22 protein-coding genes are annotated in these 25,283 nt (G+C 39.4%); 13 read left to right on the forward strand and 9 right to left on the reverse strand.

Going from position 1 to position 25,283, the window contains the following annotated elements; translation table 11 throughout:
* The first annotated feature begins 43 nt into the window (after window positions 1-43).
* Window positions 44-739, forward strand: a complete 696-nt coding sequence (locus tag R2R28_RS01300) for a LytTR family DNA-binding domain-containing protein (RefSeq protein WP_316823896.1) — start codon at window positions 44-46, stop codon at window positions 737-739.
* 9 nt (window positions 740-748) lie between these two features.
* On the opposite strand, the gene R2R28_RS01305 is transcribed toward R2R28_RS01300, so the two are convergent.
* The 4 genes from R2R28_RS01305 to R2R28_RS01320 form a co-directional block, all read right to left on the reverse strand.
* On the reverse strand, window positions 749-1,597 hold the full coding sequence (locus R2R28_RS01305) for a helix-turn-helix domain-containing protein (RefSeq protein WP_316823897.1): 849 nt from the start codon (window positions 1,595-1,597) through the stop codon (window positions 749-751).
* Window positions 1,598-1,613: 16 nt separating this feature from the next.
* On the reverse strand, window positions 1,614-2,600 hold the full coding sequence (locus tag R2R28_RS01310; RefSeq protein ID WP_316823898.1) for an amidohydrolase family protein: 987 nt from the start codon (window positions 2,598-2,600) through the stop codon (window positions 1,614-1,616).
* A gap of 39 nt (window positions 2,601-2,639) precedes the next feature.
* On the reverse strand, window positions 2,640-3,365 hold the full coding sequence (locus R2R28_RS01315; RefSeq protein WP_316823899.1) for an SDR family NAD(P)-dependent oxidoreductase: 726 nt from the start codon (window positions 3,363-3,365) through the stop codon (window positions 2,640-2,642).
* Window positions 3,366-3,624: 259 nt separating this feature from the next.
* Window positions 3,625-4,560 (reverse strand): hypothetical protein, encoded by a 936-nt coding sequence (locus tag R2R28_RS01320; protein ID WP_316823900.1) that lies wholly within the window; start codon window positions 4,558-4,560, stop codon window positions 3,625-3,627.
* 493 nt (window positions 4,561-5,053) lie between these two features.
* Between R2R28_RS01320 and R2R28_RS01325 the strand changes: the two genes are divergently transcribed.
* A complete protein-coding gene (locus tag R2R28_RS01325) occupies window positions 5,054-6,022 on the forward strand; it encodes a hypothetical protein (protein ID WP_316823901.1) in 969 nt (322 codons plus the stop codon).
* Between the two features lie 408 nt (window positions 6,023-6,430).
* Here R2R28_RS01325 and R2R28_RS01330 read toward each other — a convergent pair whose 3' ends face one another.
* The gene (locus tag R2R28_RS01330) at window positions 6,431-6,901 is read right to left on the reverse strand and encodes a MarR family winged helix-turn-helix transcriptional regulator (protein ID WP_316823902.1); all 471 of its coding nucleotides are present in this window, start codon (window positions 6,899-6,901) and stop codon (window positions 6,431-6,433) included.
* Window positions 6,902-7,040: 139 nt separating this feature from the next.
* Window positions 7,041-7,460: an SRPBCC family protein gene (locus R2R28_RS01335; protein ID WP_316823903.1), complete on the reverse strand. Its 420-nt coding sequence runs from the start codon at window positions 7,458-7,460 to the stop codon at window positions 7,041-7,043.
* 232 nt (window positions 7,461-7,692) lie between these two features.
* Here R2R28_RS01335 and R2R28_RS01340 point away from each other — a divergent pair, with 232 nt between their 5' ends.
* The 6 genes from R2R28_RS01340 (at window position 7,693) to R2R28_RS01365 (ending at window position 12,003) form a co-directional block, all read left to right on the forward strand.
* Window positions 7,693-8,583, forward strand: a complete 891-nt coding sequence (locus R2R28_RS01340; protein ID WP_316823904.1) for a helix-turn-helix domain-containing protein — start codon at window positions 7,693-7,695, stop codon at window positions 8,581-8,583.
* Between the two features lie 67 nt (window positions 8,584-8,650).
* Window positions 8,651-9,664: a DUF6268 family outer membrane beta-barrel protein gene (locus R2R28_RS01345; protein ID WP_316823905.1), complete on the forward strand. Its 1,014-nt coding sequence runs from the start codon at window positions 8,651-8,653 to the stop codon at window positions 9,662-9,664.
* Between the two features lie 95 nt (window positions 9,665-9,759).
* Window positions 9,760-10,167, forward strand: a complete 408-nt coding sequence (locus tag R2R28_RS01350; protein WP_316823906.1) for a hypothetical protein — start codon at window positions 9,760-9,762, stop codon at window positions 10,165-10,167.
* Window positions 10,154-11,080: an NAD(P)H-binding protein gene (locus R2R28_RS01355; RefSeq protein ID WP_316823907.1), complete on the forward strand. Its 927-nt coding sequence runs from the start codon at window positions 10,154-10,156 to the stop codon at window positions 11,078-11,080. Before R2R28_RS01350 ends, R2R28_RS01355 begins: the two co-directional genes overlap by 14 nt.
* A 219-nt stretch (window positions 11,081-11,299) precedes the next feature.
* A complete protein-coding gene (locus R2R28_RS01360) occupies window positions 11,300-11,755 on the forward strand; it encodes a recombinase family protein (RefSeq protein ID WP_316823908.1) in 456 nt (151 codons plus the stop codon).
* Window positions 11,756-11,877: 122 nt separating this feature from the next.
* On the forward strand, window positions 11,878-12,003 hold the full coding sequence (locus R2R28_RS01365) for a hypothetical protein (protein WP_316823909.1): 126 nt from the start codon (window positions 11,878-11,880) through the stop codon (window positions 12,001-12,003).
* A gap of 539 nt (window positions 12,004-12,542) precedes the next feature.
* Here the strand turns inward: R2R28_RS01365 and R2R28_RS01370 are convergent.
* A complete protein-coding gene (locus R2R28_RS01370) occupies window positions 12,543-14,297 on the reverse strand; it encodes a CocE/NonD family hydrolase (RefSeq protein ID WP_316823910.1) in 1,755 nt (584 codons plus the stop codon).
* A 128-nt stretch (window positions 14,298-14,425) separates the two neighbouring features.
* Entirely contained in the window at window positions 14,426-15,019 is a 594-nt protein-coding gene (locus R2R28_RS01375; RefSeq protein WP_316823911.1) for a hypothetical protein, read from the reverse strand.
* A 485-nt stretch (window positions 15,020-15,504) separates the two neighbouring features.
* Here R2R28_RS01375 and R2R28_RS01380 point away from each other — a divergent pair, with 485 nt between their 5' ends.
* The 5 genes from R2R28_RS01380 (at window position 15,505) to R2R28_RS01400 (ending at window position 23,469) form a co-directional block, all read left to right on the forward strand.
* Complete coding sequence (locus R2R28_RS01380) at window positions 15,505-16,962, forward strand: glycoside hydrolase family 28 protein (protein ID WP_316823912.1); 1,458 nt, start codon at window positions 15,505-15,507, stop codon at window positions 16,960-16,962.
* Window positions 16,963-16,977: 15 nt separating this feature from the next.
* On the forward strand, window positions 16,978-18,666 hold the full coding sequence (locus R2R28_RS01385; RefSeq protein WP_316823913.1) for a PQQ-dependent sugar dehydrogenase: 1,689 nt from the start codon (window positions 16,978-16,980) through the stop codon (window positions 18,664-18,666).
* 2 nt (window positions 18,667-18,668) lie between these two features.
* A complete protein-coding gene (locus R2R28_RS01390; protein ID WP_316823914.1) occupies window positions 18,669-20,195 on the forward strand; it encodes a glycoside hydrolase family 28 protein in 1,527 nt (508 codons plus the stop codon).
* Window positions 20,196-20,246: 51 nt separating this feature from the next.
* Window positions 20,247-22,211 carry a glycoside hydrolase family 97 protein gene (locus R2R28_RS01395; protein WP_316823915.1) on the forward strand — a complete coding sequence of 655 codons (1,965 nt, stop codon included), beginning with the start codon at window positions 20,247-20,249 and terminating at the stop codon, window positions 22,209-22,211.
* 151 nt (window positions 22,212-22,362) lie between these two features.
* On the forward strand, window positions 22,363-23,469 hold the full coding sequence (locus tag R2R28_RS01400) for a PQQ-binding-like beta-propeller repeat protein (protein WP_316823916.1): 1,107 nt from the start codon (window positions 22,363-22,365) through the stop codon (window positions 23,467-23,469).
* 16 nt (window positions 23,470-23,485) lie between these two features.
* Here R2R28_RS01400 and R2R28_RS01405 read toward each other — a convergent pair whose 3' ends face one another.
* Window positions 23,486-25,114 (reverse strand): DUF6377 domain-containing protein, encoded by a 1,629-nt coding sequence (locus R2R28_RS01405; RefSeq protein ID WP_316823917.1) that lies wholly within the window; start codon window positions 25,112-25,114, stop codon window positions 23,486-23,488.
* Window positions 25,115-25,283 lie beyond the last annotated feature (169 nt).

Raw genomic sequence — 25,283 nt, forward strand, 5'->3', positions numbered from 1 at the left:
TAATAGTTGATGATGAGCCCATCAATATCAGTAATTTAAAGCTTTGCTTGCACGTCATTGCGAAGAAATTGACGTGGTAGCCACAGCATTAAGTGCCAACGAGGCGGAAACCTTTATACTGAAATTAAAACCCGATGTTGTATTTCTTGATATTGAAATGCCGGAAAAGAATGGCTTTGATCTGCTAAGATCGCTGAATAATCCTGACCTTAACGTTGTGTTTGTAACCGCATACGATAGCTATGGTATAATGGCCATCAAGTTTTCGGCGCTCGATTATTTATTAAAACCAATCAATATTGCTGAACTTAAAGCTACAGTAGAAAAGATACAGGCATCGGTAAATACCCAAAAGAATAACGTAAGAATAAACAATTTTTTACAGCTATTAGATAAAAGATTACCCGATGAAAACCAGAAGATTGCTTTGCCAACCTTGAAAGAAACTTATCTCGTTCCGGTAAAAGACATCCTCAGGTGTGAGTCTTCAAACAACTATACTACTTTTTTCCTGACTAACGGAGCTCAACATCTAATTTCGAAACCTTTATATGAATACGAGGAATTATTAAGCCCGTATGGTTTTATACGTTGCCATCAATCGCATTTAGTGAACAAATCGCATATTAGCAGTATCCTTAATGAAGACTCTGGCTATCTGATACTAAATGATACCCATCAAAAGATTCCGATATCAAGACAAAAAAGAAGTTCGGTTAAAGCTTTGTTGAAAATGTAATCCCCGAACCTATTTCTGAGAAAACCTTCTAAACCTCAAAGGCGATAATCCCGACATTTTACGGAAAAAGCGGATAAAGTAAGCAGGATCAGCATAGCCCAATTCATGGGCAATTTGCTTTACGCTGGCATCGGTATAATTCAGTAAGCGTTTGGCTTCACTCAATATTTCCTGCCCAATCCAATAGCTTACCGGTGAGCCGGTAGCTTTTTTAATCGTTTCGTTTAAATGGCCTAACGAAACATTCAATATGGAGGCATATTGTGAAGGGCTTTTAATCGTGTGTGAATGTGTGGTCAGTAAATCTCTAAACAAACGGGTAAGTTCTGCAGACCGTGTACTGGTATCCTTCATGGTTTCTACAGCCTGGTAGGAGCTGGCAACCATCGCCAAAAATGTGTGACAAAGGTTATGGATAATTTGTAGATAATACTTGTCATCCTTACGTTCACGCGACATTTTATGTAATAAATTCAGCAGATCTGAATACTGTTTTAATTCAAATTTGTTTACCATGCATGGAACCTGGAGGTTTGAGCGGTGTTCGAAGACATCTCTCAATTCGGGTGGAATTAATGAAGTATCCACTGCAAGGAACCAGCCTTCTGCCTGGTCCGTTTTTATCCGGTAATGAACCTGTGTAGGTAAGATATAATAAAGGTGATTGCCGGTTACAATCACCTCCTGTGCGTCGACCTTTAAACTTCCGGAACCACTGGTTAGTAGAAAAAAAACATAATGATCGTCGCGATGCGCTATTTGTGAAATAGCTGCATCATTATCTTCTGGCCTGAAAAATTTGATCTGCAGACTTATACTTGTTTTATTTTGTAATTGATCTACCGGAATGCTGTTCATCAGCACTAAATTACATTTATATCTTCAAATTCAATAGCTTGTCCGCATTTCCATGGGCAATCTTAGCCACATATTCTTCCGCAAGCTCTATATCATTCAAAAATGCTATACCCATCTCGTTTGTACTGAAAGGATAATCAACAGAGAACATGATGTTGTCAATACCGAAGGTGTCTAAAGCAATTTTTAAGGGTGGTTGTGAAAAAAAACCGCTTGTCGTAATATGAACCTGCTGATGAAAAGTTTCGCTAAGTGAGCGCTGGTTGGCGCCCCCGTTGCCAGGCTGGAAAGCACGTTCTGATCTTACCATCATCATAGGCAGCATTTCTCCCATATGTCCGATAATCAGATTAAGTTTAGGGAATTTGTCGAAAATTCCTGAGTACAAAAGACGTAGAACGTGCAGGGCGGTCTCAGCATGCCAACCCCAACCGTAACATGCCAGGGCCTCGGCCATGCCCGAATGATTGGGCAGTCCACTATAATAAATATCAGCCACTTCCTTTGGTGGCAAGCCCGGATGGAGGTAAATAGGAACGTTCAGTTTTTCGGCCCGTTCAAATATGGGCTCGAATTCAGCTTGATCCAGAAATTTACCTTGTGTAAGCCCCCGGATCATTGCGCCACGGAAATTGTATTTTTTTACCGCCCGTTCCAATTCGTCGGCAGCAGCCATAGGTGCAGTCATAGGTAAATGCGCAAAGGCTGTAAACCGGCTTTCCAGGCCTGTGATCCTTTCTGCTATCAGGTCATTATACAATGTGGCAAAGGCTGGGCCCTCAGTCGGGTTTAGCAGGTTCGCGCCTGAGCTATCAACAGATAACACCTGCATGGAAATACCGTTTGCATCCATCGATTTTAAACGCTCGCCGCTGATGTCGGCTAATTTCGCTGCAAGCTGTTGCATCCTTTCCGATTGGCCAAACCCACCCAAAGCATGTTTAGGTATTTTTTCGGCCATTTCCGGAAAGGAAATATGTTCTTCTAATGTTACTATTCGCATATTCGATTGATGATTATTTATTAGAAAATTAATTTGTGCCTACCAATTCGCTTCCCCATTCTCTTTAAAGAATTTTGCCGTGATACCGGTAGAAAACTCCGTTGCCAGTTTTACAATTGGCGCAGCACCTTCTGTTGCCGTTCTTGTTCCCTGAAACCCATTAAGGTCGGTAGCGGTATGGCCTGGGGTAACACTGTTAACGCTAACGCCACTTTCAAGCAGTTCGTTTGCGAGCATCACCGTAAAAGCATTTAATGCTGTTTTAGAAGCGCCATAGGCATGAAATTTATGCCTGCTGGTATTTCCATCCGGTGCACTCATAGCCGAAAGTGAACCCACTTCGCTCGAAATATTGATAATGGACGATTGACCGGATTTCTTAAGTAAGGGCAGAAATTCCTGACTGGTTTGTATGGCGCCGAAAAAATTGGTGTCAAATATCCGGCGCAGGTTTTCCAGGTCACAGGTAGAAAAATCTTGTGGAAGCTCACCTCCAATACCTGCGTTATTTATTAAAACGTCTAGTTTTGTAATTTTGCTTTCTAGCGCTGTCCTTGCAAGGCGAATAGAATCCCCGTCAGTAACGTCGATTACCAGGTTTTCGACGTTAGACAACCCCAAACTATTTAGTTTTTGAATAGATTCATCCCCACGTTCTTTATTTCTACTCCCCAGGTAAACAAAAAAACCAAATTCTGCTAATTGCCTGGCCACTTCAAAACCAATTCCTTTGTTGGCCCCGGTGATTAATACTGTTTTTATCATAATGCTTTTAATTAATTTACGCGTTTTGAACTGACTTAAATATGGTTACCACATATATTGCTTAATATATGATACAAAGTAACCAGCTAAACTTTTAAGCAGCAATGCCAGATATATGGCAATGACAGGATTATTCGTGGCTTTTTGAAAGATGTAAATTAATTGTAGTACTATAATTCAAAACCAGAAGTAAATTCGGGATGAATCAGTATAGAAAAATATTCTATCGTTGGTATGGTGACAGCTTTAATATCAATTATTAAAGTATATCCATTTCTTGATTATAAACAGTTGAATTTCCGCTTTCCAGTTTTATTTCTTTAACAGCTCCGGCGTCTTGAAATTTAAATCCTATACCCAGAATATTCCTTTTAACATCGGGTAGTTTAGATTCGTAAACCAATTTTCCATTTATTAAGTACTGTAATTTATGCCCGCTTGAATGGCAGGAAACTTTCACCCAGTCAGAGAGTTTAGTGCCAAATCCGGAAAGATCTGTAAACTTGCCAGAGATCCTGTTTACTCCATCATACAGATCAAGACTGGAAATACAGCCCGGAGCCGACAAAGGAATTTCGACCGGCATTTCATCGGTGATTAACATTACTTTTATCAATTGGCATGCTGCGGTCTCTTTATGAGCGAAACTTTTTACGGTTGCACTGAAAGAAAAATCAGAGAGCGGTACTGGCCTAAAGTTACCTACATTGTAAAATTCTACCCGCGGTGGATCCGGATAAAGCGAAATCCCTTTAGCAGTAATCTTCGCATCGGTAACATTAAGTTCGGCCTTGTACAAAAAATCCTGTTGTGAAAGATAGACCGGAACAGGCTGTTTTGAAATCAGTCCCAGCCAGCCATTGGTAGAAATGATTACAGGTTCTTCTTTGACTACTTGTTTGCCAACAACCAGTTTGGCCAGATAAAACCCCGGGCGATAGTAAATCGAAGTATATAGCTGATTGTTTTTAGCAATCTGGGTTCTTTTACTATTGTCCCACGACTGCTGAAAAAACACGGAATCTGTAGGGGAGAGGTGTGCATCATAGGTAAAAACTACTGAATTAGGAACACCTTTGGTGATAATCCGTTTGTGTAGAACATAACTATGTGCATCGACTTGCTGGACAATAATATTTCTCCAAAACATAACAAAAATGGCACAAGTTACAGCCACGAGAACAATTATTTGCATAGTCCTTCGATTAAAAAGCCCTTTAAAACGAAAGTGTTCAGCTTTTTTTGCTGAGGGAATTTCAAACTGTTTATTGAAATCCCGCCAACTTTGGTAACCTGCAAACTGTGCCAATGTATCTAAGGTTGTACCACTGGGTTGGTTATAATATTCTACTTTCCCCCAAAGCCTTCTTAAAGTACTCGCACTTAAAGAAACCTTTTTTTTCGGAGATCAGCAAATTAAGTTTTTCAAAATCCCTGCTTAGCCAAGTATCTGAGGCGCCCCAGTTTAATTGTATTTCAATAATATCTAATAATTGTTTTAACGCCAAATTATTCATTCATAGGATACTAAACAGGGTATATATTAAGCGTCTAAATTAGTAAAAAATCTATTGTGTAAATATATGACTGCAAATACATAACCTTCTGTAGATTAGCGTGATATGAATTGAAAAAACTTGAGCAGTAATTGAAAGCGGGTAATTGGCCCATAAGTCTAAACTTGCACCATGAAAACACTTAAAAATTGGATTTTAGAATTTAAAGCAATATTCCCGATATTCATGAGCTTATTGTTATTAACAGGTACATCAAGCATCTTAAATGCCCAAACGCTTTATGTAGATGCCCTGAAAGGGAAAGCCGGATCTACCGGCAGTAAAAACCATCCTTTGGCCAGTTTAGAAGAAGCAATAAACAAAACTAATAGTTTTACTGGCTTAGAGGCGATTCATATTAAGCTCGCTCCCGGAAACTATATCCTCCAGAACCGGATGCATATTCGAACGATGCTTTCAGAAACTGATACGATATCCTATACAATTGAAGCAACGATAATACCCCAAAGCAAGGGTTGGAAAGAATCTAAAATGCCTGTAATATCTTCCATTTCGGACAACAATATTTCAACTCCCCTGGTATGTGCCGTTGGCTTTGATGTAGAAAAGCATAACGTTAATTTTGTGGGACTAAAGTTTACCGGTAATTCCAACGCGAATAATACAGCCTACTATCCAATCAGAAGAAGTGATCCTAAATTAACCGGGCTGGAAATATCATATTGCGATTTTATAGGAAAAAAGGAGGGCTCACCCATCGAAGGATCGTTATGGTTAACCGGCAAAGGGATATCTATAAACCATTGTTCTTTCTTTCAAAGCAAAACCGCAATTATACTTTTCGGAACATTCAATGAATTTTCATTAAAAAACACACTCATACAAGGATCGTACGAAGCGGCTATCTGGTGCGCGGGTTATGGAACTCCTTTCAATTTTAGTAACAATAAGATCAATAACTGCCGTTATGTGATGGTACATCCGGAAAAAATGCAGAAGTTGTTTACATTCAATAACTCCGACTTCGAAGGTAATGAAAACTATATCGGTGCTTATGGGGCGGCGAAAGATAAGCAGGTGCCAATAGTAAAACCAACCGCCGGTGAAAACGTTAAGGAAGTAAATGTCAAAAAACATTAATCTGGTTTAGTGTATAGGGGCTGCTTCATACAAAAATGATTGTTTGGATCGCGATCTGATAGCAGTGGGCGGATCGGAGATTAAAAACCCCGGAATTCAGGATTGTTTCAAATATAATGGGAATAACTTCGATATCGTCCAGATCAGCTCTTTGGCAGATAATGTGTTACAGACTTAATTTTCCAGACGATGATTATAATCATCTGATTCTGAAAAGATATAAACTTGCAGCGCCTGTTAGTTAAAGCTTAAATGCGGGGGTGCTTTTGTTGAAATTCCTGGCATAAGGCCTGTCATAATTATAAAAAGCAAATAGATGAAAAAACAAGCCCAGTTATGGCAGGACAGTAGCATTTCCATCTAATTTGTCTTGGTAAATGAGTTTTATGAGGGGATTTTGGCAAAAGACTATCTGTTGCTGCTTTTTTGGTTTTCAAGTATTGCAAGCAAATCCTTGTTAAGGTGCCGGGCCTTATCGCTCAATATGGAGAAAAAATCACGGTCGAATTTTTCTACAGTTACCACAGCCTTTGCTATTAATTTCAGGCCAGCTTCTGTCAATACCACTGTTTTGGCTCTCGTATCTGTCAGGTTTTCGCTTCGTTGGATGAGCTCTTTTTTTTGAAGGGTCTTTAAAACCGATGATGTTGTCATCGGATCAATTTTGGTATGCGTTGAAAGTAAAATCTGGGTTATTTCTTTTTTTTGAACACTTAACCAGTGTATACTGGCCAGAAGCACAAACTGAGAATGGGTAATATTATATTCTTCCAACGCCTTTCTGATTTCCCTTTGCCAAAGATTTGTAACCTGCCATAAGAGAAAACCCGAACTGTCTTCAGCCTTTTCTACACTAAAAGTATTGTATTCTGATTCCATAATATCGTTTTATTGTTCATCAATTTATTTGTTCTAAATCACCAAACAGGTGGAAAATACATTTTATCAGTGCAAGCTGCATATTTTTTGCCAATAAGCCGTAATTTCCTTCTGTTTTGCATGATTTTGCAGCCCGCGATTAGAGCCTTGATGCCGTTTTGATCTGGTTCATCATATCTACCGGAAGCGCATCTGCCATTTTACCTGCAACCAGTTTAACCCATAAGAAACCCAATGCGCCCTTAACAGTTAAAGTATTTGTAACCTTAAGCCCATGTTCGGTTTCTTCAAATGTATGATTGTCGAACATTTTGGCGAACGGGAAATTGGTAACGTCCAAAAAACTTTCATTTACAACGGTTTCAAGTAGATTGATTTTAACTTTTGGACCGCCTTTTGGCATCAGCTCGATGTGATTTCCTTCTTCAAAGTTCCCATTGAGTTTAGCATATTCTATTCCATCATCCCAGGTATGCCAGTTGTTTACATCGGAAAAAAGTTTCCACATTTGCTCTTTAGTTGCGTCTTTAGTTACGATTGAATAGGATTTCGTCCACATATATGTTATGATTTTTGTATGTGCAAATATAATAAGTGTGCTTATTATATTCAAATTTTATTGAATATAATTTTCATTACCTGAATTTAAATTTAATAATCAGGTATTTACAGATATGTAGTTATGCAGGTCTCGTCCGAATAGTCGAAGCGCTTTCAGAAAATCAGTCTTTATTTTAATTGTTTTTTAAAAAACAAAGGCATGGTATACTATTGGATGTTAGTTTTGTAGTGTGGCTATAATAAAGAGAATAACTCCAACCGAATTTAGCGGGCAGTACATGACGGAATTGTCTGGCGATTTTAAGGCGTTAGGGTCGGCCCTTCAAATACATGATATTGCGCAAACCTCGGGATTCATTAAAGTGCCCACGCCTTTACACAGACCCGAATTCAATTTCATTGTTCACATCACCAAAGGAAATGCCAAACAGCAGGTGGATAGCGGTATCGCATCGATAAAACAGGATGAGATTTTATTTGTGAGGCAGGGAAGTATAACCTCGCTAAAAGAAGTAAGCCCCGATGCAGCGGGTAAGATCATTCTGTTTGAAGAGCAGATCCTCAATCAGTTGTTATCGAAACAGGAGCTGATCAAGTTATTTTCAGTAAATACCGTTATCCTTTTGTCTGAGGAGAGCAGTATATGGCTAACCGGTTTATTTGAACTTTTGCGTATTGAGCTCCAGGGTTCAAATATGGATCTTAGTATTTGCTGTTCGCTTTTGCAGGCGGGATTGCAGAAAATCTTTAATTCAAGCGGCATCTTCAATAAAGGGATAAACCGAAGTACCGAAATCACCTTCAATTTTAAGGAGTTAGTGTATAAAAATCACCTAAAGTACAAAACTGTTTTATTTTATGCAGATGGGTTATCTGTTTCTGAGAATTACTTAAGCAGATGTGTGAGAGATACTACCGGAGTTAGTCCGAAGGAATGGATCAATAAAATAAGCATACTCCAAAGCCAATTGCTTTTGCAGGATCTCACCAAAAGCATTTCAGAAATAGCCTACGAACTCGGTTATGGAGATCCCAGCTATTTTGGGCGTCTCTTTAAAAACATAACCGGAGTTACACCTTCCGAATACCGAAACCGTTTTATGCACGATTTGTCCGAGTAAAGAGTGGTTTCGTTTTAAAGTAGTTACGGCTTTCATCAGACCTTTGTTTCATTAAAATTCAATGTAAATGAAGATAAAAATGATTGCTGCAAAATGCTGCATTAGCATCGGGGCCCGTGTTTTCTCCCATCATGAGAACATATTGATAACCAGATGGCATTACCTTGGTATTCTGGCATTGCTGCTCTTTTTTACAAATCCAGGCCATAGCCAGATCATTGAGGATGTTGGCGGTATTGCAACCACCGTTCATGCTAAATCAACTTTTAAAGACATGTCTTCACAAAGTTCATCAACCGGATATCAGTTTCAGTTGAACACTTATGACGCATGGCTTCCTTTGCCTCCTTTTAAAGTCGGTAAAACAAGTATCTTGAGCAACCTCAATTACCGTTTGATGGATTTCGATTATGGCGGAAAGGCAATAAATGATCGTAGTCTGCCCGATAAAATACATGAAATAAAATCGGTAATTATCATACGGCATCCAATATCAGCCAAATGGTCTATTCTGGGAATAGTAATGCCGGCCCTTGCCTCTGATCTTAAAAAATCTGTTTCCTTTGACGACTTGATTTTAGACGGAATCGTTGGTGTATCGAAAAAATTTGGTGCTGAATCGAATCTTGAAATTGGAATCGGGGTTCACGTACTACAATCCTTCGGCGAGACTTTGATTACCCCGGGTATATCATTTGAATACCAGAGCAGTAATAAAAAGTGGCTGGCCCAGTTTTACTGGCCAAGATTGAATGTTTTATATCATTTAACTGCAGATACCCATTTAGGCGTGGCCGGGTCAATTGACTGGAACCGATTCAATCTGAAAAACCATGTTGGCTTTACCGGTAAAGAGATCGATTATGCTCAATTTTCTATGATACATGCCGGGCTACAGGTGCATCAACGGTTAGTTGGGGGAATTTGGCTACAGGTGCAGGTTGGAGGAGGATTTTTGAACCGCTATGAGGTTTTCGACGGGGACCAAAATAAGATCAGTAAATTTTCTATCTCTAACATGCTTTATGGTAAAGCCGCATTTACCTACCGTTTTGGCAGAAGAGCCATCAAAAGTCGGTAAATACTCTATTATAATTTAATCAACTAAGACTGAGAAAGGGGAATTTGGCCTAAGAATTTCTTGCCACTTTCGCCCTGACTACCGCTATCATTTTTATGAACAACACAAATTATCTCCATTCAAATTTTAGTTTTGCTGAACTCTTAAGTGCAGCCCTTCCTTCTTATGCTTTTGCTGCGTTAATGTCTTTCATATCCGGAGTCATTCTGCAGGATAACAGACTTATTGAAGCAAGTTACACCAGCATAGGTCTTTCTTCCTTAAGTGCCACAGTGTTGAGTTTTATTGTGCTATGGCAGTTAGATGGGCGAAAGATTATGATTCATGCAAGGGCTGTTAGAACGATACTTATCATCCTTTTTATGGTTGGTTTGGCTTTGCTACTCACTATAATTCCTCAAATTAAATCTGAACGCCTAAATATAAGTGTCTCTGCTTTTATAGGGACAACAGTATTTATGGTTCGCAAACATTTTAAAAACTACAGTAATGCAGAAAATTAAACCTACCATAGTCATTTTTGGGTGCACTGGTGCAGTAGGATCAGAGGTAATGCGCCAGCTAAGTGAATGTGATTGTATGGTAAGAGGGGTGCTTAGGGCAGCCGACCGTGCTTACCCGGTAATTTTAGGGAATAGGTTTAGCAACGTAAGTTATGTTAGTGCGGATTTAAATTCAAAAGCTCAACTTAGAGCAGCTTGCGCGGGTGCCGACTCCTTGTTTCTGCTTACAGCTACTTCTCCAAATCAGGTTGATTATGAAATTAATATTATCGATGCTGCTAGGGAAAGTGGAGTAAAACGGGTAGTTAAATTATCTTCTCCAATTGTAAATTTACCGGCCAAGGTAGAAGTTAGCGAATGGCATCGCATAATCGATGTGTATCTTTCGCAAAATATACCTGATTTTTGTTGCCTGAGGCCACATTCTTTTATGCAGAATTGGTCGCGGAATACCTTCAGTATACAATATTTTGGGAAAATCTTTGGATCATTAGGTAATGAGGTTAGGAACTACATTGATTGCCGTGATGTGGCAACGGTTGCGGTGAATAAATTACTGGCTATCGGAATACCGAGTGAAACATCCGTTATACTTGCAGGCCCGCAAGCTTTTACCAATGGAGAAATAGCGTCAAAGCTTTCGCTTATAACTGGCAAACCTATCGAATATGTTGATCTTAAACCCGAAGAATTATTTAACCATTTGATAAAAAAAGCAAAATTGCCGAAGTGGCTAGCCACCCACATTATTGAACTTGATGAACTCGCGGTCAGGGTGCCAGAGCCCCAATCTGATACAATAACCAACATGATTTTAAGAAAGCCGAGAATAATGGATGAATATTTACAAGAGTACAGGCATTTTTTTAAAAGAAAGTCGGTTTGGAAGCTATTATTTAAAACCATTTATTAAAAGTCCGGAAGCCAAAAGCAGACATTGGGGATTTCGGCAATAGTATCCACCTGTTTTCGCTCGGTGTACAGTTTGGAATGAAAATCACTGCACTATCAGCGTAATATGCAAGTTATTGATGATCATTTTGTAAACGAAAGTATCAAAGTGCAGTACCCTGTAAGCTGATGTAATTATTGATACTAGTAATCCGTTAGATAACGTATAAATATTAAGATTATGAAAACGGCTTATTTATATGTTCGAGTGAGCACTGATGAACAGAAAAGAAAGGGGTATTCCCTACCTGAGCAAGAGGATAGGTTACTTAAATATTGCGATAGCAATAACATTGTGGTAAAAGGGATTTTTAGGGAAGACTTTTCAGCAAAGACTTTCAAAAGACCTGAATGGAATAAACTGTTCTCTGAAATCCGAAAATCTAAAGGTATCACCCCTAATACAATATTGTTTGTCAAATGGGATAGGTTCAGCAGAAACATTCAATATGCCTATGAGGTAATTGGAATGCTGAGAAAATACAATACAATTGCAATGGCCATCGATCAACCAGTTGATCTTGATATCCCAGAAAGCGTAGTGATGTTGGCTGTTTATTTGTCCATCCCGGAAGCAGAGAATACAAGGAGAGGACTCAATACCTCAAACGGAATGCGCAGGGCTAAACTTATGTGACGCTGCCCTAACAAGACTCCAATTGGCTTTGTAAACCTAACGTCGGTTGAGGGATTAACAACATCTGCCAGCAAAGAAATCTTTACAGCAAAAATGCCGCTCAACCCTTTAAAAATTATTCAATGTTTGATGTTGACGATAAAAAACAACTGGCTAACATTATCCCGCTATTGGCTGTTGATTTTATCTCTGGCCACGTCTCTATAGAGTTGCCGGAAGCCCTCAAAAAGATTCTGGTTTACTCATAAATTAAAAGTTTGTGCCGTTATGATTTTAGATAGAAAAATCTCCGATGATGATGCAGTTTTACTGCTCGAAAAAAATGGCATCCTTGTTTCAAGAGCTGAGGTACATATAATACTCGATTTTCTTTATCTTATTGCAAAGAATAGTTGCATAGGTGATGTCCCGAAGCCCATAAACCCTAAGGAGAAATCGAACACTTTAAAATCTCACTAGGGTAGATGAATTGGTCTTTTTTGCGCCAATTCAATAAACAGTACAGAGAATTCTGGCTTAAATCGAATACCAGTGATTGGTGTATTATATCATTGTGTGTCAGATTTCTATTGGTATGAAAAAAGGAAACAACAATGGTATGTTGTTTCCTTAAGTGCTCGTAACGAGATCTTTAACGAACTTTTTTATTGAGGATTTGAAGCGGATATCGGATTTGAAAATTCCTAAATAGTTTTGCTCGAAAAATTTGAATTAGGTTAATTGAACCTCCCTGGATCATTTTAGGGATTTCAAGGTTCGGCTCCCCAAGGGAGTCGAACCTGATTAATTATTTCATTAATGGCATTTGTAGATAACTGGCATATTTACCGCCGGTGTATAGGATATGTGTGCCTTTGTTATTGGTAATGCAACCCGGGGTTCCTGGCATAACAGATCCGATCTCGTCTTTACTACTGATCATCACACGCAAGGTATCGCCTTCATAATACACCATTCCGATGGGACTAAGCACAATATCTAATTCCACAATTTCTTTTTCAGAAAGTTTTTCTACGCGGTCAAAACTATAGGCAGGTATTTCATCAGTAGAATGGATTGGATCCAAATGTCTCGCTGAAGCACGCAAACGGCCACTTGGGCCTTTGTAACGTAATGCGGAGGCACCATCCTGAGTGAAATCCTGCAAAGGGGCGTTGCGGTTGGGCACAACAAATTCACTCAATACATTGCCTAATCTGTCAATTTTTTGGACCCATACGAACACATCTATATCATCAGTTTTTTCTGCCTCCATAAAGAGTTTCACTTTTGGATAACCAATAAATGTAGTATCCTTTTCAAATGTAGTTTGAAAGGATACACGGCAAGGTAAGGCTTCCGGAAAGTAACGTAATGCCAACTCATTATCATCGGCAGTTAGTTGTAACGTCCGTGTTCTGCCATTCATGTAATACCGTTGTAATTCAGATGCTTTCGGAGGAAAAGCTTCTGCTATCAGGCCAGTGCGATTATTGCCCTGGAAATCCAAAAGAGAATAACTTACTGGAGGTGTGTTTTTCCAGCCATTCTGTTTGTCAAGCAGATAATAATCAAAGAACCGACGGAGCTCCTCAGTAGATTCGCTAGCATAATAATCAGGCCACTCCTGACTGTCATGAATCCTCAGCCATTTTTCAGCAGACCCTATTGAACGCCACGAACGGAAGGTTCCCATTGTATGTAAGGTGTTAGAATAACTCGCCACCACATAAGCAGGTACTGTAATTTTGGAAACATCAGCTACTTTATCCTGCCACAATTCGCAGTTTGCAAGTGGATAGGCTTCCAATTCAGCAGCCATATCTTCCCGTTGCGCCCCAGTTGCACTTACATGGTTCACCTGCAAACGGTGGATGAAATTGGGATCGGGTATGCCACCAATATAAGCAAGATCTCGGTACGCATCCTGTAAACCTTCAGTAGGACTTATACAAGTGAGGTGTGGTGGCTGGCCCGCGGCAATAAACCATTGTGAAAAAGCCAGATATGATGTGCCTGACAAGGCTGTTTTTTGGTTACTCCAATCCTGTACAGCCAACCATTCTATAAGGTCGTAACAATCTTCAGCTTCCTGAGAACCAATCATGGTGATATCACCTTCGCTATGCGCAATTCCGCGGGCATCCGGATTACATACTGCATAGCCATGCTTAACCCAATAAGCTGGATCTGGGGCTTCAAATTTAGTAAGTCCCGAACCCCAGGCATTGCCCATGCCAAGCATATTGAATAGGTTAATATAACGGGGCGCTGTGCCAGCACTTTTTCCGTATGGGCTCCAGGCAATTAATGTTGGGACTTTTTCCTGGGTAACAGGTAAGAAAATATCAGTATAGATGGTAACGCCATCGCGCAATTTTACAGGAATATCTTTTAAATATCGTATGTCGCAATCGAGAGGTTTGAAGCCCGGTGCAATTTGTTCTCCTTTTTTTAAAAGTGTTTCTTTGGTTTTAAATGGACTAAGGACGCCATGCTCGATGCCGTTGTCAATGTATTCAAATGCTGATTTGAAAATCATTTTTTCCGTTACTTTATTCATTGCTCTTTAAATTTAAAAATTATAAAAAATGCGGATGATGTATTTCGACTTCTCCACACCGTAAATTTATGGGGTAAATATTTGTTGCCACTTGAATTAAGACAATAAACACACAAAAAGGAGAAAATTTATATTGAATTGACTTTCCGTTTGAGTTTGCTCAACCAAGCTGGAGTTATCCCCATGAAACTTGCGATATCCTTGGATTGAAACCGCTGGAAAATTGGGGCGTTGTGCTTCAGGAACCATTGAAAGAACTCAAGGCTGGAAAGGGCAATGAGATGGTTTTGAATCAAATGGTGCGTTTGAAAATAGTGGATCATGTTCTGAAAGGTTATTTTTGCCAGAAAAGGAAATTTTTCTACACTTTCTAGGGCGAAATCCTGTTTAAATTCAACTAGTTGTACATCCTCATTTGCTTTGATATAGTAAACTAGATCGGAAGCTTCTTTTTCTACGAAATTATTTGCAATCATGGGAAAAAAGCTTTCTGTGTGAAACATACTTGCACGATCCACGCCTTCTGGGGTACTGATAAACCGAACTAAACTGCCACTAATAATTACAAAAGTTTTGTTTCCCCTAGCCTGCTTTGAAAAGAGAATCTCGCCTTTTTTGAGTGTTAAAAGCGTGGCATGTTCTTGTAGGTCCTGAAGAAATTCTTCTGGAAGCTGTTTGTTAAACTTTAATCGTATGGGCGCTATAATAAAATCGGGAAGCATAGTATATTTAGGGAAATAATAAGTGCCAGAATAATCATAAACTATAAATCAATAAATTTTCGTCGAACTTTATTTCAAGTTTTTCATTTTTTATGTGTAATTCATGATTTAAAGTTCATTTAGCTACAGGTTAATTCATAACAAAATAGTCATTAAATAGTTATGATTCTGGAGAATTACAGATTGTTTTATAGATTTATTGCCATGCCGTTTTTAAGGTGAACTACAGTAAGAAATTCTAGCAAATTCTTTCCCTGATAATGAAGTAATCTGCTTTTTAGGTTCTTATAACATTCGAAAATCATCAATTTATGCTTAGATTTCTGATTGGATTTTGTGTGTTAAGCTGCTGATTTAAAGTTGTTTGTTTTTTTAATGCTTTTGATTTTTTATTTTCGTTTACCAGGCGGTAAGGGAATCTCAAATGCTATCGGCAAATTTGTGGAAGAAACCACACAACCAAATAAGCAACCAAGTATTAAATCATGAGCACAAAGTTTAAGCGTATCTGCCTATTAACGGTATTATTGATATTTCAAGTTATTATCGTTTCTGCCAAAGATTATGACGCATCATTTTTTGGAATCCAGTCTGGTGGCATAGTGCTGAACACCCGTTCTATTCAGTTTGGCATTAATTATATCAGCGAAAATGGGGGTGGCAGATTAGTTTTTCCGCCAGGGAAATACTTAACGGGCTGCATACATTTTAAATCTAACGTAACCTTACATCTAAATAAAGGAGCAGTGTTGCTCGGTTCAACCAACCCTTTTGATTATGATCGGCAGAACACTCCATTCGACCATAACTTTCAAACCTCTCTGGCGCTGATTCTAGGGTTAAACCAGCATAATATCGGTATTACCGGCTCGGGAGAAATTGATGGACAGGGAAAAGAACTGGCGGCCGCTGTTGGTGAAATGGTTAAAAAAGGATTGATTAAAGACCGTTCTGTAAGCCGTCCTGATGAAGATAACAGACCAATGATTATCAATTTGTTCGGTTGTGAGGGTGTTACGGTTAAAAATGTCACTTTAAAAAACTCTGCCTGTTGGGTGGAGTGTTATAATAAATGCAGGAATGTTAATATTGATAGCATCCGTGTGGAAAGCCGGGCGTTTTGGAACAATGATGGGATAGATATTGTTGATTGTACAGATTTTAAAGTAAGCAACTCTTATTTTAACAGCAGTGATGATGGGATTTGTTTAAAATCACTGGATCCCGATGCGGCAAATCAGAATATTTTAATCGAAAACAACAGTATGACTACTGATGCGAGTGGCATTAAGTTTGGCACGGCTTCTTTAGGCGGCTTTAAAAATATCAGGATATTAAATAATAAAATATTCGATACCAATCGTTCTGCCATTGCATTAGAGGCAGTGGATGGGGCTGTAATTGATCATATTGAAGTAAACGGGCTGCAGGGCCGGAATATTGGCAACGCTATTTTTTTAAGGGCAGGAGCCCGCAAAGGAAAGCGTAAAGGGACATTACAAAATGTTTCCATTCAAAACGTAGATGTTGAAATTCGGAGAGAAAAAAATCCCCTTAAGGAAATGCCAGGAATAGTGATTGGCGGTATGCCAGATCAGATCATCACAAATGTAAAACTTAAAAACATTGTAATAAAATCTTCAGGTGGAGCAGATAAAGCCTCCGCAAAAATATCAATTGATAACCTGAAAGATATCCCTGAAAAAGCAGATAGCTACCCAGAATATAATATGTTTGGCGATTTACCATCTTGGGGCGTATTCATCCGCCATGCCAGAAATATTCAAGTTGAAGGACTTTCGATAGCGATAGGCAAGGCAGATTTTAGAACCCCAATAGTTTTGGATGATACGCACCAGTTGAGCTTTAAGAAACTAATTGTAAAAGAGCCCCAAAGCAAGAAAAAGATCTTCACAGCAAACTCATCTGAAATTAAATTATAAACAAAAAAGACTCAAATGAGCAAAATATACAGAAAAAGGTTACTCCTGGCCGTTTTGGCTTTGGTGGCCATAACATTATCATCATTAAAATACAAACCGAGGCAAGATGGATCAGACAATGCGGGTTTACTCATTCCCCGGGGTTTTTCGGCAGTTAAGCTCATTGAGGGAATTGGAAAAGCCCGCCACCTGATCGTTACACCAAAAGGGCTTATCTATGTCAGGCTGGCAAAAACAGTTAATAATCAGGGCACTTTGGTCTTAGAAGAAAATAACGGAAAAGCTATTGTGAAAACCGGATTTGGCAATTATGGAGGTACAGGAGTTAGGTTGTATAAAGATTACCTCTATGTTGCTTCTAACTCAGAAGTATTTCGCTATAAAGTTGATGCCAATGAACAAGTTATTGATCCATCAGCCCCCGAAACCATTGTTACCGGCCTGGTAGATAAGGGTACGCATGAAACCAAATCAATTGTGATGGACAATTTAGGGAATATGTATATCCCAATAGGCTGTCCATCAAATTCCTGTCAGATTGAAGACCGTAAACGTGGATCTTTAGGGCAGCCAGGTTGTCCGCTGCTCGAAACTGCTGGTGGAGTATGGCAATTTAAGCCTGACCGGCTTGAACAAACGTATAAAGATGGTATCCGTTATGCAACCGGATTACGTAATGTGGTTGGCGTGGATTGGAACCAGCAAACGAATCAATTGTATGTGATGCAGCACGGCCGGGATCAGCTTGATAATTTATTCCCGGATATGTATAATGCAAAGCAAAATGCCGAAACGCCCGCAGAATGTATGTATGCCCTGAAAAAAGGAGACAATGCAGGTTGGCCATTTATTTATTATGATCGTTTGCAGCATAAAAAAATCCTTGCACCTGAATATGGCGGCGATGGAAAAAAGGAGGGTAGCTCAACCTACATTGATCCTGTTGTTGCTTTTCCTGCCCACATGGCCCCCAACGATATTCTTTTTTATACCGGAAACCAGTTCCCTGCCAGATATAAAAATGGAGCCTTTGTTGCTTTCCATGGGTCATGGAACAGGGCTCCCGAGCCTCAGGCCGGGTATTATGTTATTTTTCAACCCTTTAAAAATGGTAAGCCAGCTGGCAACTGGGAGGTATTTGCAGATGGCTTCTCAGGCTCGCCAGAAAAAACAGCAGCAGGCCGAGCAGATCACCGTCCATGTGGATTGGCGCAGGGTCCTGATGGTTCACTTTATGTAACCGATGATTCGAAAGGAGCTATTTATAAAATTAGTTATAATGGAAAAGCAATAAATTCAAAAGATAAAAAAGCTGAAACCATTTCACCTAAAAAAAATGTTGTAAAAGCCGAGGTAGCAACAAATATGAAAGCTTCTTACCTTGTTGGTGCTACAATATATAAAAACAGTTGCCAGGCCTGCCATATGGCCGATGGCGGAGGTGTACAGAATTTAAATGCCCCGCTTATTAAAACCGATTATGTGCTAGGCGATAAAAGCAGGCTGATCAATGTACTACTCAAAGGTATGAAAGGTGTCGACATCGGCGGAGAAAGTTACAGCAATGTAATGCCTGCACACGATTTTCTAAGTGATAAAGAAATTGCAGCAGTGCTCACCTATGTACGCAATAGTTTTGGCAATAAAGCAAGTGCCATAACCTTAGCAGAAGTTACAGCAGCGCGTAAAACAACTAAAAAATGATCATGCATTATAAAAATATTCTGGCTACAATCTGCCTTGTTTTTCCATTTTCTTTTTTTGCACTGGCACAGGCGCCGGTTTATAATGTAAAAACGTTCGGAGCCAAGGGCGATGGTAAAGCGCTAGATACCAAGGCGATCGATAAAGCCATAACTCAGGCCAACGCCGCGGGAGGAGGAACGGTTTATTTTCCGGCAGGCGATTACCTCTCTGTTACCATCCACTTGAAAAGTAACGTAGGCTTATTTGTTGATCATGGTGCAACTATCATCGCTGCAACTGCAAGTAAAGGCATTCAATACGACTTCCCTGAGAAAGCTGATAACGATACCTATCAGGATTATGGTCATAGCTATTTTCGCAATAGTTTGATTTATGGCGAGAACCTGCATGATATTTCAATCACTGGCCCCGGGAAAATATGGGGGAGAGGTTTGGAAATGAAAGAAGGAACCAATGGTGTGAACACGCCAGGACTCGGAAATAAGACGCTTGCACTTAAATTATGCCGTAATGTGTTATTACGGGATTTTACCATTGCCCATGGCGGTTGGTTTGGCTTCTTACTTACTGGTGTAGATAACATGACGATTGATAATATTAAAATGGACACCAACCGTGATGGCATTGATCTTGTTTCGAGCAAAAACGTGCGTATCTCGAACTGCACAATTAATTCGCCTGTTGATGATGCGATTGTACTTAAAAGCGATTATGCACTAAACTATCCACGCGACCTTGAAAATGTAACCATTACCAACTGTCAGGTATCGGGTTACAAAGAAGGTACGCTACTGGATGGCACCAACGTGAAATGGAGCAATGGATCACCTACAGGGCGGATCAAACTAGGGACAGAATCAAACGGAGGATTTAAAAATATTACCATCAGTAACTGCGTATTCGACAATAGTCGGGGCCTAGCACTAGAAACGGTAGATGGCGCGGCCTTAGAAGATATTACGATTAGCAATATCACAATGCGGGATGTTGGCAATGCCCCAATTTTTATCAGACTAGGTGCAAGAATGCGCGCACCTAAAGATTTTCGCTACAGCACCCTTAAGCGGATCAACATTAGCAATATTGTTGCTTATGGCGTTACTGGTACACAAGGGGCTATTATCAGTGGCATACCCGGTCATGATATTGAGGATATAACCCTGAACAATATTAAGATTTATTTTAACGGTGGTGGAACCAAAGCACAGGCTGAACGCGAAATACCACCATTAATAGATAGCTATCCGGATCCGAACCGCTTTGGGATTACTCCAGCTTACGGTTTTTTTATACGGAATGTAAAGGATATTAAACTGAACAACATAGAAGTCAGTTATCTCAAAGAAGATCTGCGGCCGGCCTTCATTTTAGATCAAGTGGATGGAGCTGATTTTCAGCATGTCCGTGCTCAAAAAACCGGAAGTGCTCCAACCTTCAGGCTAAACCAAGTGAAAAATTTTAACCTGTTCAACAGTCAAGGGCTTCCCGATACAAAAATAAACGAAGTAAAAAATAAAGAATTTTAAGGATAGCCTCATCATTCGGGTAGAATATCAAAAACACAATATTAATTATATATGAATTTTTTTAAACAAATTACCTTTTGCCTTATCACGCTAACGGTGCTATCCTTCCAGCTCCGGGCACAATCAACACCAATAGATTTAGCCTCCCCTAATGGAGAAATACAGTTATCTGTTAACCTTAGCGATAAAATCTATTATTCGTTGGCAATAAAAAATGATCAACTGCTCAGTAAAAATGTGCTTTCTCTGAACCTTAAAGATGAAACATTTGGAGCAAACCCAAAGTTAATTTCGAGTAAGAAAACCAAGGGAGAAGAATTGATAAAACCATATGTTCCTTTAAAGTTTTCAACCGTGAAGAATAGCTACAATGGTTTGATACTGAAATTTAAAGGTGATTTTTCGGTAGAATTCCGCGTCTTTGATGATGGTGCCGCTTATCGTTTTATCACGGCCAAAAAAGGACAGATTGAGGTAACTAACGAACAGTTTGCCCTTAATTTCCCTAGTAATTACCTTTTGCATGTTCAGCAGAATAACGGTTTTAAAACCGCTTACGAAGAAGCCTATCAGCATATTGAATCAAGTGACTGGAAATTCGGTGATAAAATGGCGAATTTGCCGCTTTTAATCGATACGAAAAAGAAATATAAAATACTGATCAGTGAATCTGACCTTTCCGATTATCCGGCACTTTTTCTTAAAGGCAATGGGAATAATGGGATAGAAGGGGCATTTCCGAAAGTGCCTCTTGAATTTGCTCCTGATGGCGACCGTAGTCAGAAAATTACCAAATCAGGAGATTATATCGCAAAAACCAATGGGACGAGGAATTTTCCCTGGCGTTATTTTGTGATCACTTCTGATGATAGACAGTTAATGGAAAACACCATGACTTTAAAACTGGCAGCAAAAAGTGAAATCGCTGATCCTAGCTGGATTAAGCCGGGGCAGGCCAGCTGGGAATGGTGGAATGATGCTACGCCTTATGGACCTGATGTGAATTTTGTTTCTGGTTACAATCTGGAGACCTACAAATATTATATAGACTTTGCATCCAAATATGGAATTAAATATATCGTAATGGACGAAGGATGGGCCAAAAGTACCACCGATCCTTATACACCAAATCCAAAAGTTGATGTTAAAGAGTTGATCCGTTACGGAAAGACAAAAAATGTAGATATTATGCTTTGGTTAACCTGGTTAACCGTACACAACAATATGGGGTTGTTTAAAACCTTTCATGAGTGGGGCATTAAAGGGGTTAAAATCGATTTTATGGACCGAAGTGATCAATGGATGGTAAATTATTATGAGGATGTGGTAAAAGAGGCCGCAAAACACCAGATTTTTGTAGATTTCCACGGTTCATTTAAACCTGCTGGACTGGAATATAAGTACCCTAATTTAATTTCGTATGAAGGGGTTAGGGGATTAGAGCAAATGGGCGGCTGTACACCCGATAACAGCGTGTACCTCCCTTTTATGCGTAATGCCGTTGGGCCTATGGATTTTACCCCTGGCGCAATGCTCAATATGCAACCGGAGGTAAACCGTGCTGTTAGGCCAAATGCAACCGGCGTGGGAACGAGAGCCTACCAGCTTGCCTTATATGTTGTTTTTGAGAGTGGCATTCAAATGCTGGCAGATAATCCTACACTTTACTATAGAAATCCTGATTGTACAGCATTTATTACCAGCGTACCCACCACCTGGGACGAAACTAAAGCGCTTGTAGCCACAGCGGGTGAAGTGGCGGTAGTAGCCAAGCGAAAAGGGGTACAATGGTTTATAGGAGGAATTACCAACGGCAAAGAAACAGAGAGAAATATAGATCTGAATTTTGACTTTCTTGAAAAAGGAAAAACCTATACCATGACTTATTTTGAAGATGGTATAAACGCGGGAAAACAAGCCATGGATTATCGAAAAAAAACTGTTCAGGTAAAGGCAGGCGATAAAATAAGTATAAAAATGGTTCGCAACGGTGGCTTTGCAGCGGTGTTAAAATAACGGTTGTAAATTTTTAAGCGACAAATTTTGACGGTCTGTCTTTCCTTAATACGGGAGGGACAGGCCGATTTTTGGAAACTGCTTCAACAGGATATGAGGTAATAAAAAGGAAATAACGGTGTGAATTTGTATTAATAAAATAACCATGATCATGAAATTAAATCTAAAACGTGTCTTTTATATTGTTGTGTTCTTATCTGCTTCAAAATTTACTTTGGCACAGAATGTCAAAACAAAAGCAAATAAGAAGGTTTCGGCCACTCCATGCATGGAGGTGCTACCGCTTTTCACTTCGACAAATGTGCCACAAATGGCACCCGAAGAGGAGTTTGCTGCTTTCGGAAACCCAAATGCAATAATTCCATCGAATTTGCCTGGAAAAGGTTTGGCGCAACATCCCATGCTTTATGTGGGCGAAAATTGCAACAAAATGTTCCTGTTAAAAGATGGAAAAACAATCTGGAGTTATTCTACCGGCAAAGGGCCTGAATATGATGATGTATGGATGCTTTCCAATGGCAATATCCTATTTACACGTATGCAATATGTTGCGCTGATAAGCCCTGATAAAAAAGTGCTATGGCGCTACGACTGTAATAATACTAAAGGTGCAGCCCATACCGAAGTGCATGCCTGTCAGCCTATTGGTTTGGATAAGGTAATGTTTGTGGTAAATGGGCTTCCACCAAAGTTATTTGTTGTGAATACCAAAACAGGTAAGATAGAGGTTGAACAGGAACTACCCTACCAAAAACCTGCCGATCCTAATAGCATCCATGGGCAGTTTAGACGTGCAAGGGTGACAGCGAAAGGTACTTATCTGGTATCGTTTCTCACCATGGGCCGCGTGGTTGAATATGACAAAGATTTCAAAGAAATCTGGAGTTATAATATACCAAAGCCCTGGGCTGCGATCCGTTTAAAGAATGGAAATACCCTTATTACCGATGAGGCCGACTACCTTACACGTGAGGTGAACAACAAAGGAGAAACGGTTTGGGAATTCAATTGTAAAACCGATCTGCCAGCAGAATATCAGTTTACATCTGCACCACAATCTTGTACCAGGCTTAATAATGGCAATACCATATTTACTTCAAGAGGTAAAGGAGGGCAGGGGCCACAGCTCATCGAAGTAACCCGCGAAAAGAAAATTGTATGGGTATTACAGGACTGGAAAAATATTGGCGATGCAACAGCAGTACAGATATTGGATGATCCGGGTTTTCCCGAAATTCCCGGGCAGTCCGAACACTAATTCTGGTCTAAAAATACTAATGTACAAAAGTCTCTGTTGAGGGCTCTTGTACATCAACAAATTTGATTTCCATGATCTTGCTGTCAAATTCTTCTCCATGATATAAGGATTTGGATTTGATCCTGTTTTTGTAGGTGTAAACGGTGCTCAGCGTGCTTTCTAATATGTTGGCAATCGTCTGGGCATCTTTTATCCCTAAGCGCATCAATGCAAATATCCGGAGATTGGTATTCAATATTTCGCCGCTTTTAGGAACAATCTGATCATCAGCGTTAAGTAAGGCGTTAAATGACTGGATGAAATTCGGAAAGAGTTTTAAAAAGATGGTATCGAACGTATAAAAAAGATCTTCTCTTTCCTTTTTAATATTGATTTCCTTTGCTTGAAGCAATAATCCCTCGTAGTTCTTGATTTTTAGCTTGTGTTCGGTATTTCTTTTAACCTTTTCCAGTCTTGAAATGTATCCGGAAATGAGGTGGAAGAAATGCCCCAAGTATTCTTCCTTGATGCGGCCATCCTCCAGTAAACGCTTATTGATCTGATCGAGAAATCTATATTTCTCCTGCACTGCCATCTCTCTTATTTTAACGGCTTTTAAGCGTGTGTAAACGATAAATGATATAACGCCTATTCCAATCAAGCCTAGGCTTACTACGATGATCAGAATGATTAAAAGATCAATTTTTTTATTCTCAGACCTGATCAGTTTCTCAGCTGCGAGTTGAGAAAGAGAAATGGATATATTCCGTTCCTGTATCTTGTTTCCAAAAAAGATAGTTTCTGCTAATGCCTCATTTAATAGAATTTCAGCATCGGCCAGTTCACCCTTCTCCAGCATTTTGGTTCCAAGCCTGGAAATGGCCATAGTTTGTTTGGTTGCAGATCTGATATCATACACGGCAGCAATCATCAATAGCTTTTCCTTTTCAGGGTTAGGTACCAGATAACTAAGATCATTTATAACCATCGCCCTTTGGTGGATAGTTAGGTCTTTCTTATTTAATAACTGCCTCAAAACCACAACAGCTTTGCTTCGTTGATCGGTAATGCTATACAATTGCCCCAGGTTCTTATATTTGTCGTATGTTCCAGGTTTACTCAAGAGAACAGCAGAATCCAATGCCCTAATAGATTCAAGCCGGTTTACGGGAGAATAAAACCGATTGGAATTATATGTCGAGATCTCATTTAAAGCCCGCGCCTTAAATTCGTAAAACCGTAATTTGGTGCTATCTGGTAGTGCATTTACGTTTATCTCGCTGATACAATCGAATGCCTCTTTAAACATTCCCCACGATAATTGAAGTGCCCCTAATCTTATTTTGCTTTCATATTGCTTCTGGCGATCCTTTAGCAGATTGCTTACTTCTATCAGTTTATAAGTGTAAACGTGGGCCGAATCAAAACTATAATCCCTGTAAACTTCAATTATTTCATTTAAAATTGCATGACGTGTTGACACGCTTGTTGACGGAACTGCCGACAAAGTTTTTTTTAACTGTATTAAATGATTTTCCTTGATTCGTTCGTAGCTGTTTTTCTTTAAAATTTCAGATTTAAGTACGGTTAAAAGGCTATCGTATGATTGTCCCCTTGCTGAGTTAAGAAACAGAAAGGAAAGTAAAAGTGAGAATAAAATCTTCATGGTTCGATGCGTTGCTTGGTTTAACCATTTTATAATTGGAGCAAGTTATAACTAATGGAGAAAATTTTCGCATTTCAAAAGTGATTAATTGTTAAAAGATGATAGCCTACTGGATGGTTTTACAAATTATGATGAATATATTTTAGTGTTTTGTAAGGCTTATCCGGTG

It is taken from the genome of Pedobacter miscanthi (genome assembly GCF_032678605.1).
GTDB classification, from domain to species: domain Bacteria; phylum Bacteroidota; class Bacteroidia; order Sphingobacteriales; family Sphingobacteriaceae; genus Pedobacter; species Pedobacter miscanthi_A.

Excerpts from the sequence above, each read along its gene's own strand:
- R2R28_RS01305 (WP_316823897.1), bottom strand. The coding sequence starts at position 1,597 with ATGAACAGCATTCCGGTAGATCAATTACAAAATAAAACAAGTATAAGT.
- R2R28_RS01310 (WP_316823898.1), bottom strand. The coding sequence starts at position 2,600 with ATGCGAATAGTAACATTAGAAGAACATATTTCCTTTCCGGAAATGGCC.
- R2R28_RS01315 (WP_316823899.1), bottom strand. The coding sequence starts at position 3,365 with ATGATAAAAACAGTATTAATCACCGGGGCCAACAAAGGAATTGGTTTT.
- R2R28_RS01320 (WP_316823900.1), bottom strand. The coding sequence starts at position 4,560 with ATGCAAATAATTGTTCTCGTGGCTGTAACTTGTGCCATTTTTGTTATG.
- R2R28_RS01325 (WP_316823901.1), top strand. The coding sequence starts at position 5,054 with ATGAAAACACTTAAAAATTGGATTTTAGAATTTAAAGCAATATTCCCG.
- R2R28_RS01330 (WP_316823902.1), bottom strand. The coding sequence starts at position 6,901 with ATGGAATCAGAATACAATACTTTTAGTGTAGAAAAGGCTGAAGACAGT.
- R2R28_RS01335 (WP_316823903.1), bottom strand. The coding sequence starts at position 7,460 with ATGTGGACGAAATCCTATTCAATCGTAACTAAAGACGCAACTAAAGAG.
- R2R28_RS01345 (WP_316823905.1), top strand. The coding sequence starts at position 8,651 with ATGAAGATAAAAATGATTGCTGCAAAATGCTGCATTAGCATCGGGGCC.
- R2R28_RS01350 (WP_316823906.1), top strand. The coding sequence starts at position 9,760 with ATGAACAACACAAATTATCTCCATTCAAATTTTAGTTTTGCTGAACTC.
- R2R28_RS01355 (WP_316823907.1), top strand. The coding sequence starts at position 10,154 with ATGCAGAAAATTAAACCTACCATAGTCATTTTTGGGTGCACTGGTGCA.
- R2R28_RS01360 (WP_316823908.1), top strand. The coding sequence starts at position 11,300 with ATGAAAACGGCTTATTTATATGTTCGAGTGAGCACTGATGAACAGAAA.
- R2R28_RS01365 (WP_316823909.1), top strand. The coding sequence starts at position 11,878 with ATGTTTGATGTTGACGATAAAAAACAACTGGCTAACATTATCCCGCTA.
- R2R28_RS01370 (WP_316823910.1), bottom strand. The coding sequence starts at position 14,297 with ATGAATAAAGTAACGGAAAAAATGATTTTCAAATCAGCATTTGAATAC.
- R2R28_RS01375 (WP_316823911.1), bottom strand. The coding sequence starts at position 15,019 with ATGCTTCCCGATTTTATTATAGCGCCCATACGATTAAAGTTTAACAAA.
- R2R28_RS01380 (WP_316823912.1), top strand. The coding sequence starts at position 15,505 with ATGAGCACAAAGTTTAAGCGTATCTGCCTATTAACGGTATTATTGATA.
- R2R28_RS01385 (WP_316823913.1), top strand. The coding sequence starts at position 16,978 with ATGAGCAAAATATACAGAAAAAGGTTACTCCTGGCCGTTTTGGCTTTG.
- R2R28_RS01390 (WP_316823914.1), top strand. The coding sequence starts at position 18,669 with ATGCATTATAAAAATATTCTGGCTACAATCTGCCTTGTTTTTCCATTT.
- R2R28_RS01395 (WP_316823915.1), top strand. The coding sequence starts at position 20,247 with ATGAATTTTTTTAAACAAATTACCTTTTGCCTTATCACGCTAACGGTG.
- R2R28_RS01400 (WP_316823916.1), top strand. The coding sequence starts at position 22,363 with ATGAAATTAAATCTAAAACGTGTCTTTTATATTGTTGTGTTCTTATCT.
- R2R28_RS01405 (WP_316823917.1), bottom strand. The coding sequence starts at position 25,114 with ATGAAGATTTTATTCTCACTTTTACTTTCCTTTCTGTTTCTTAACTCA.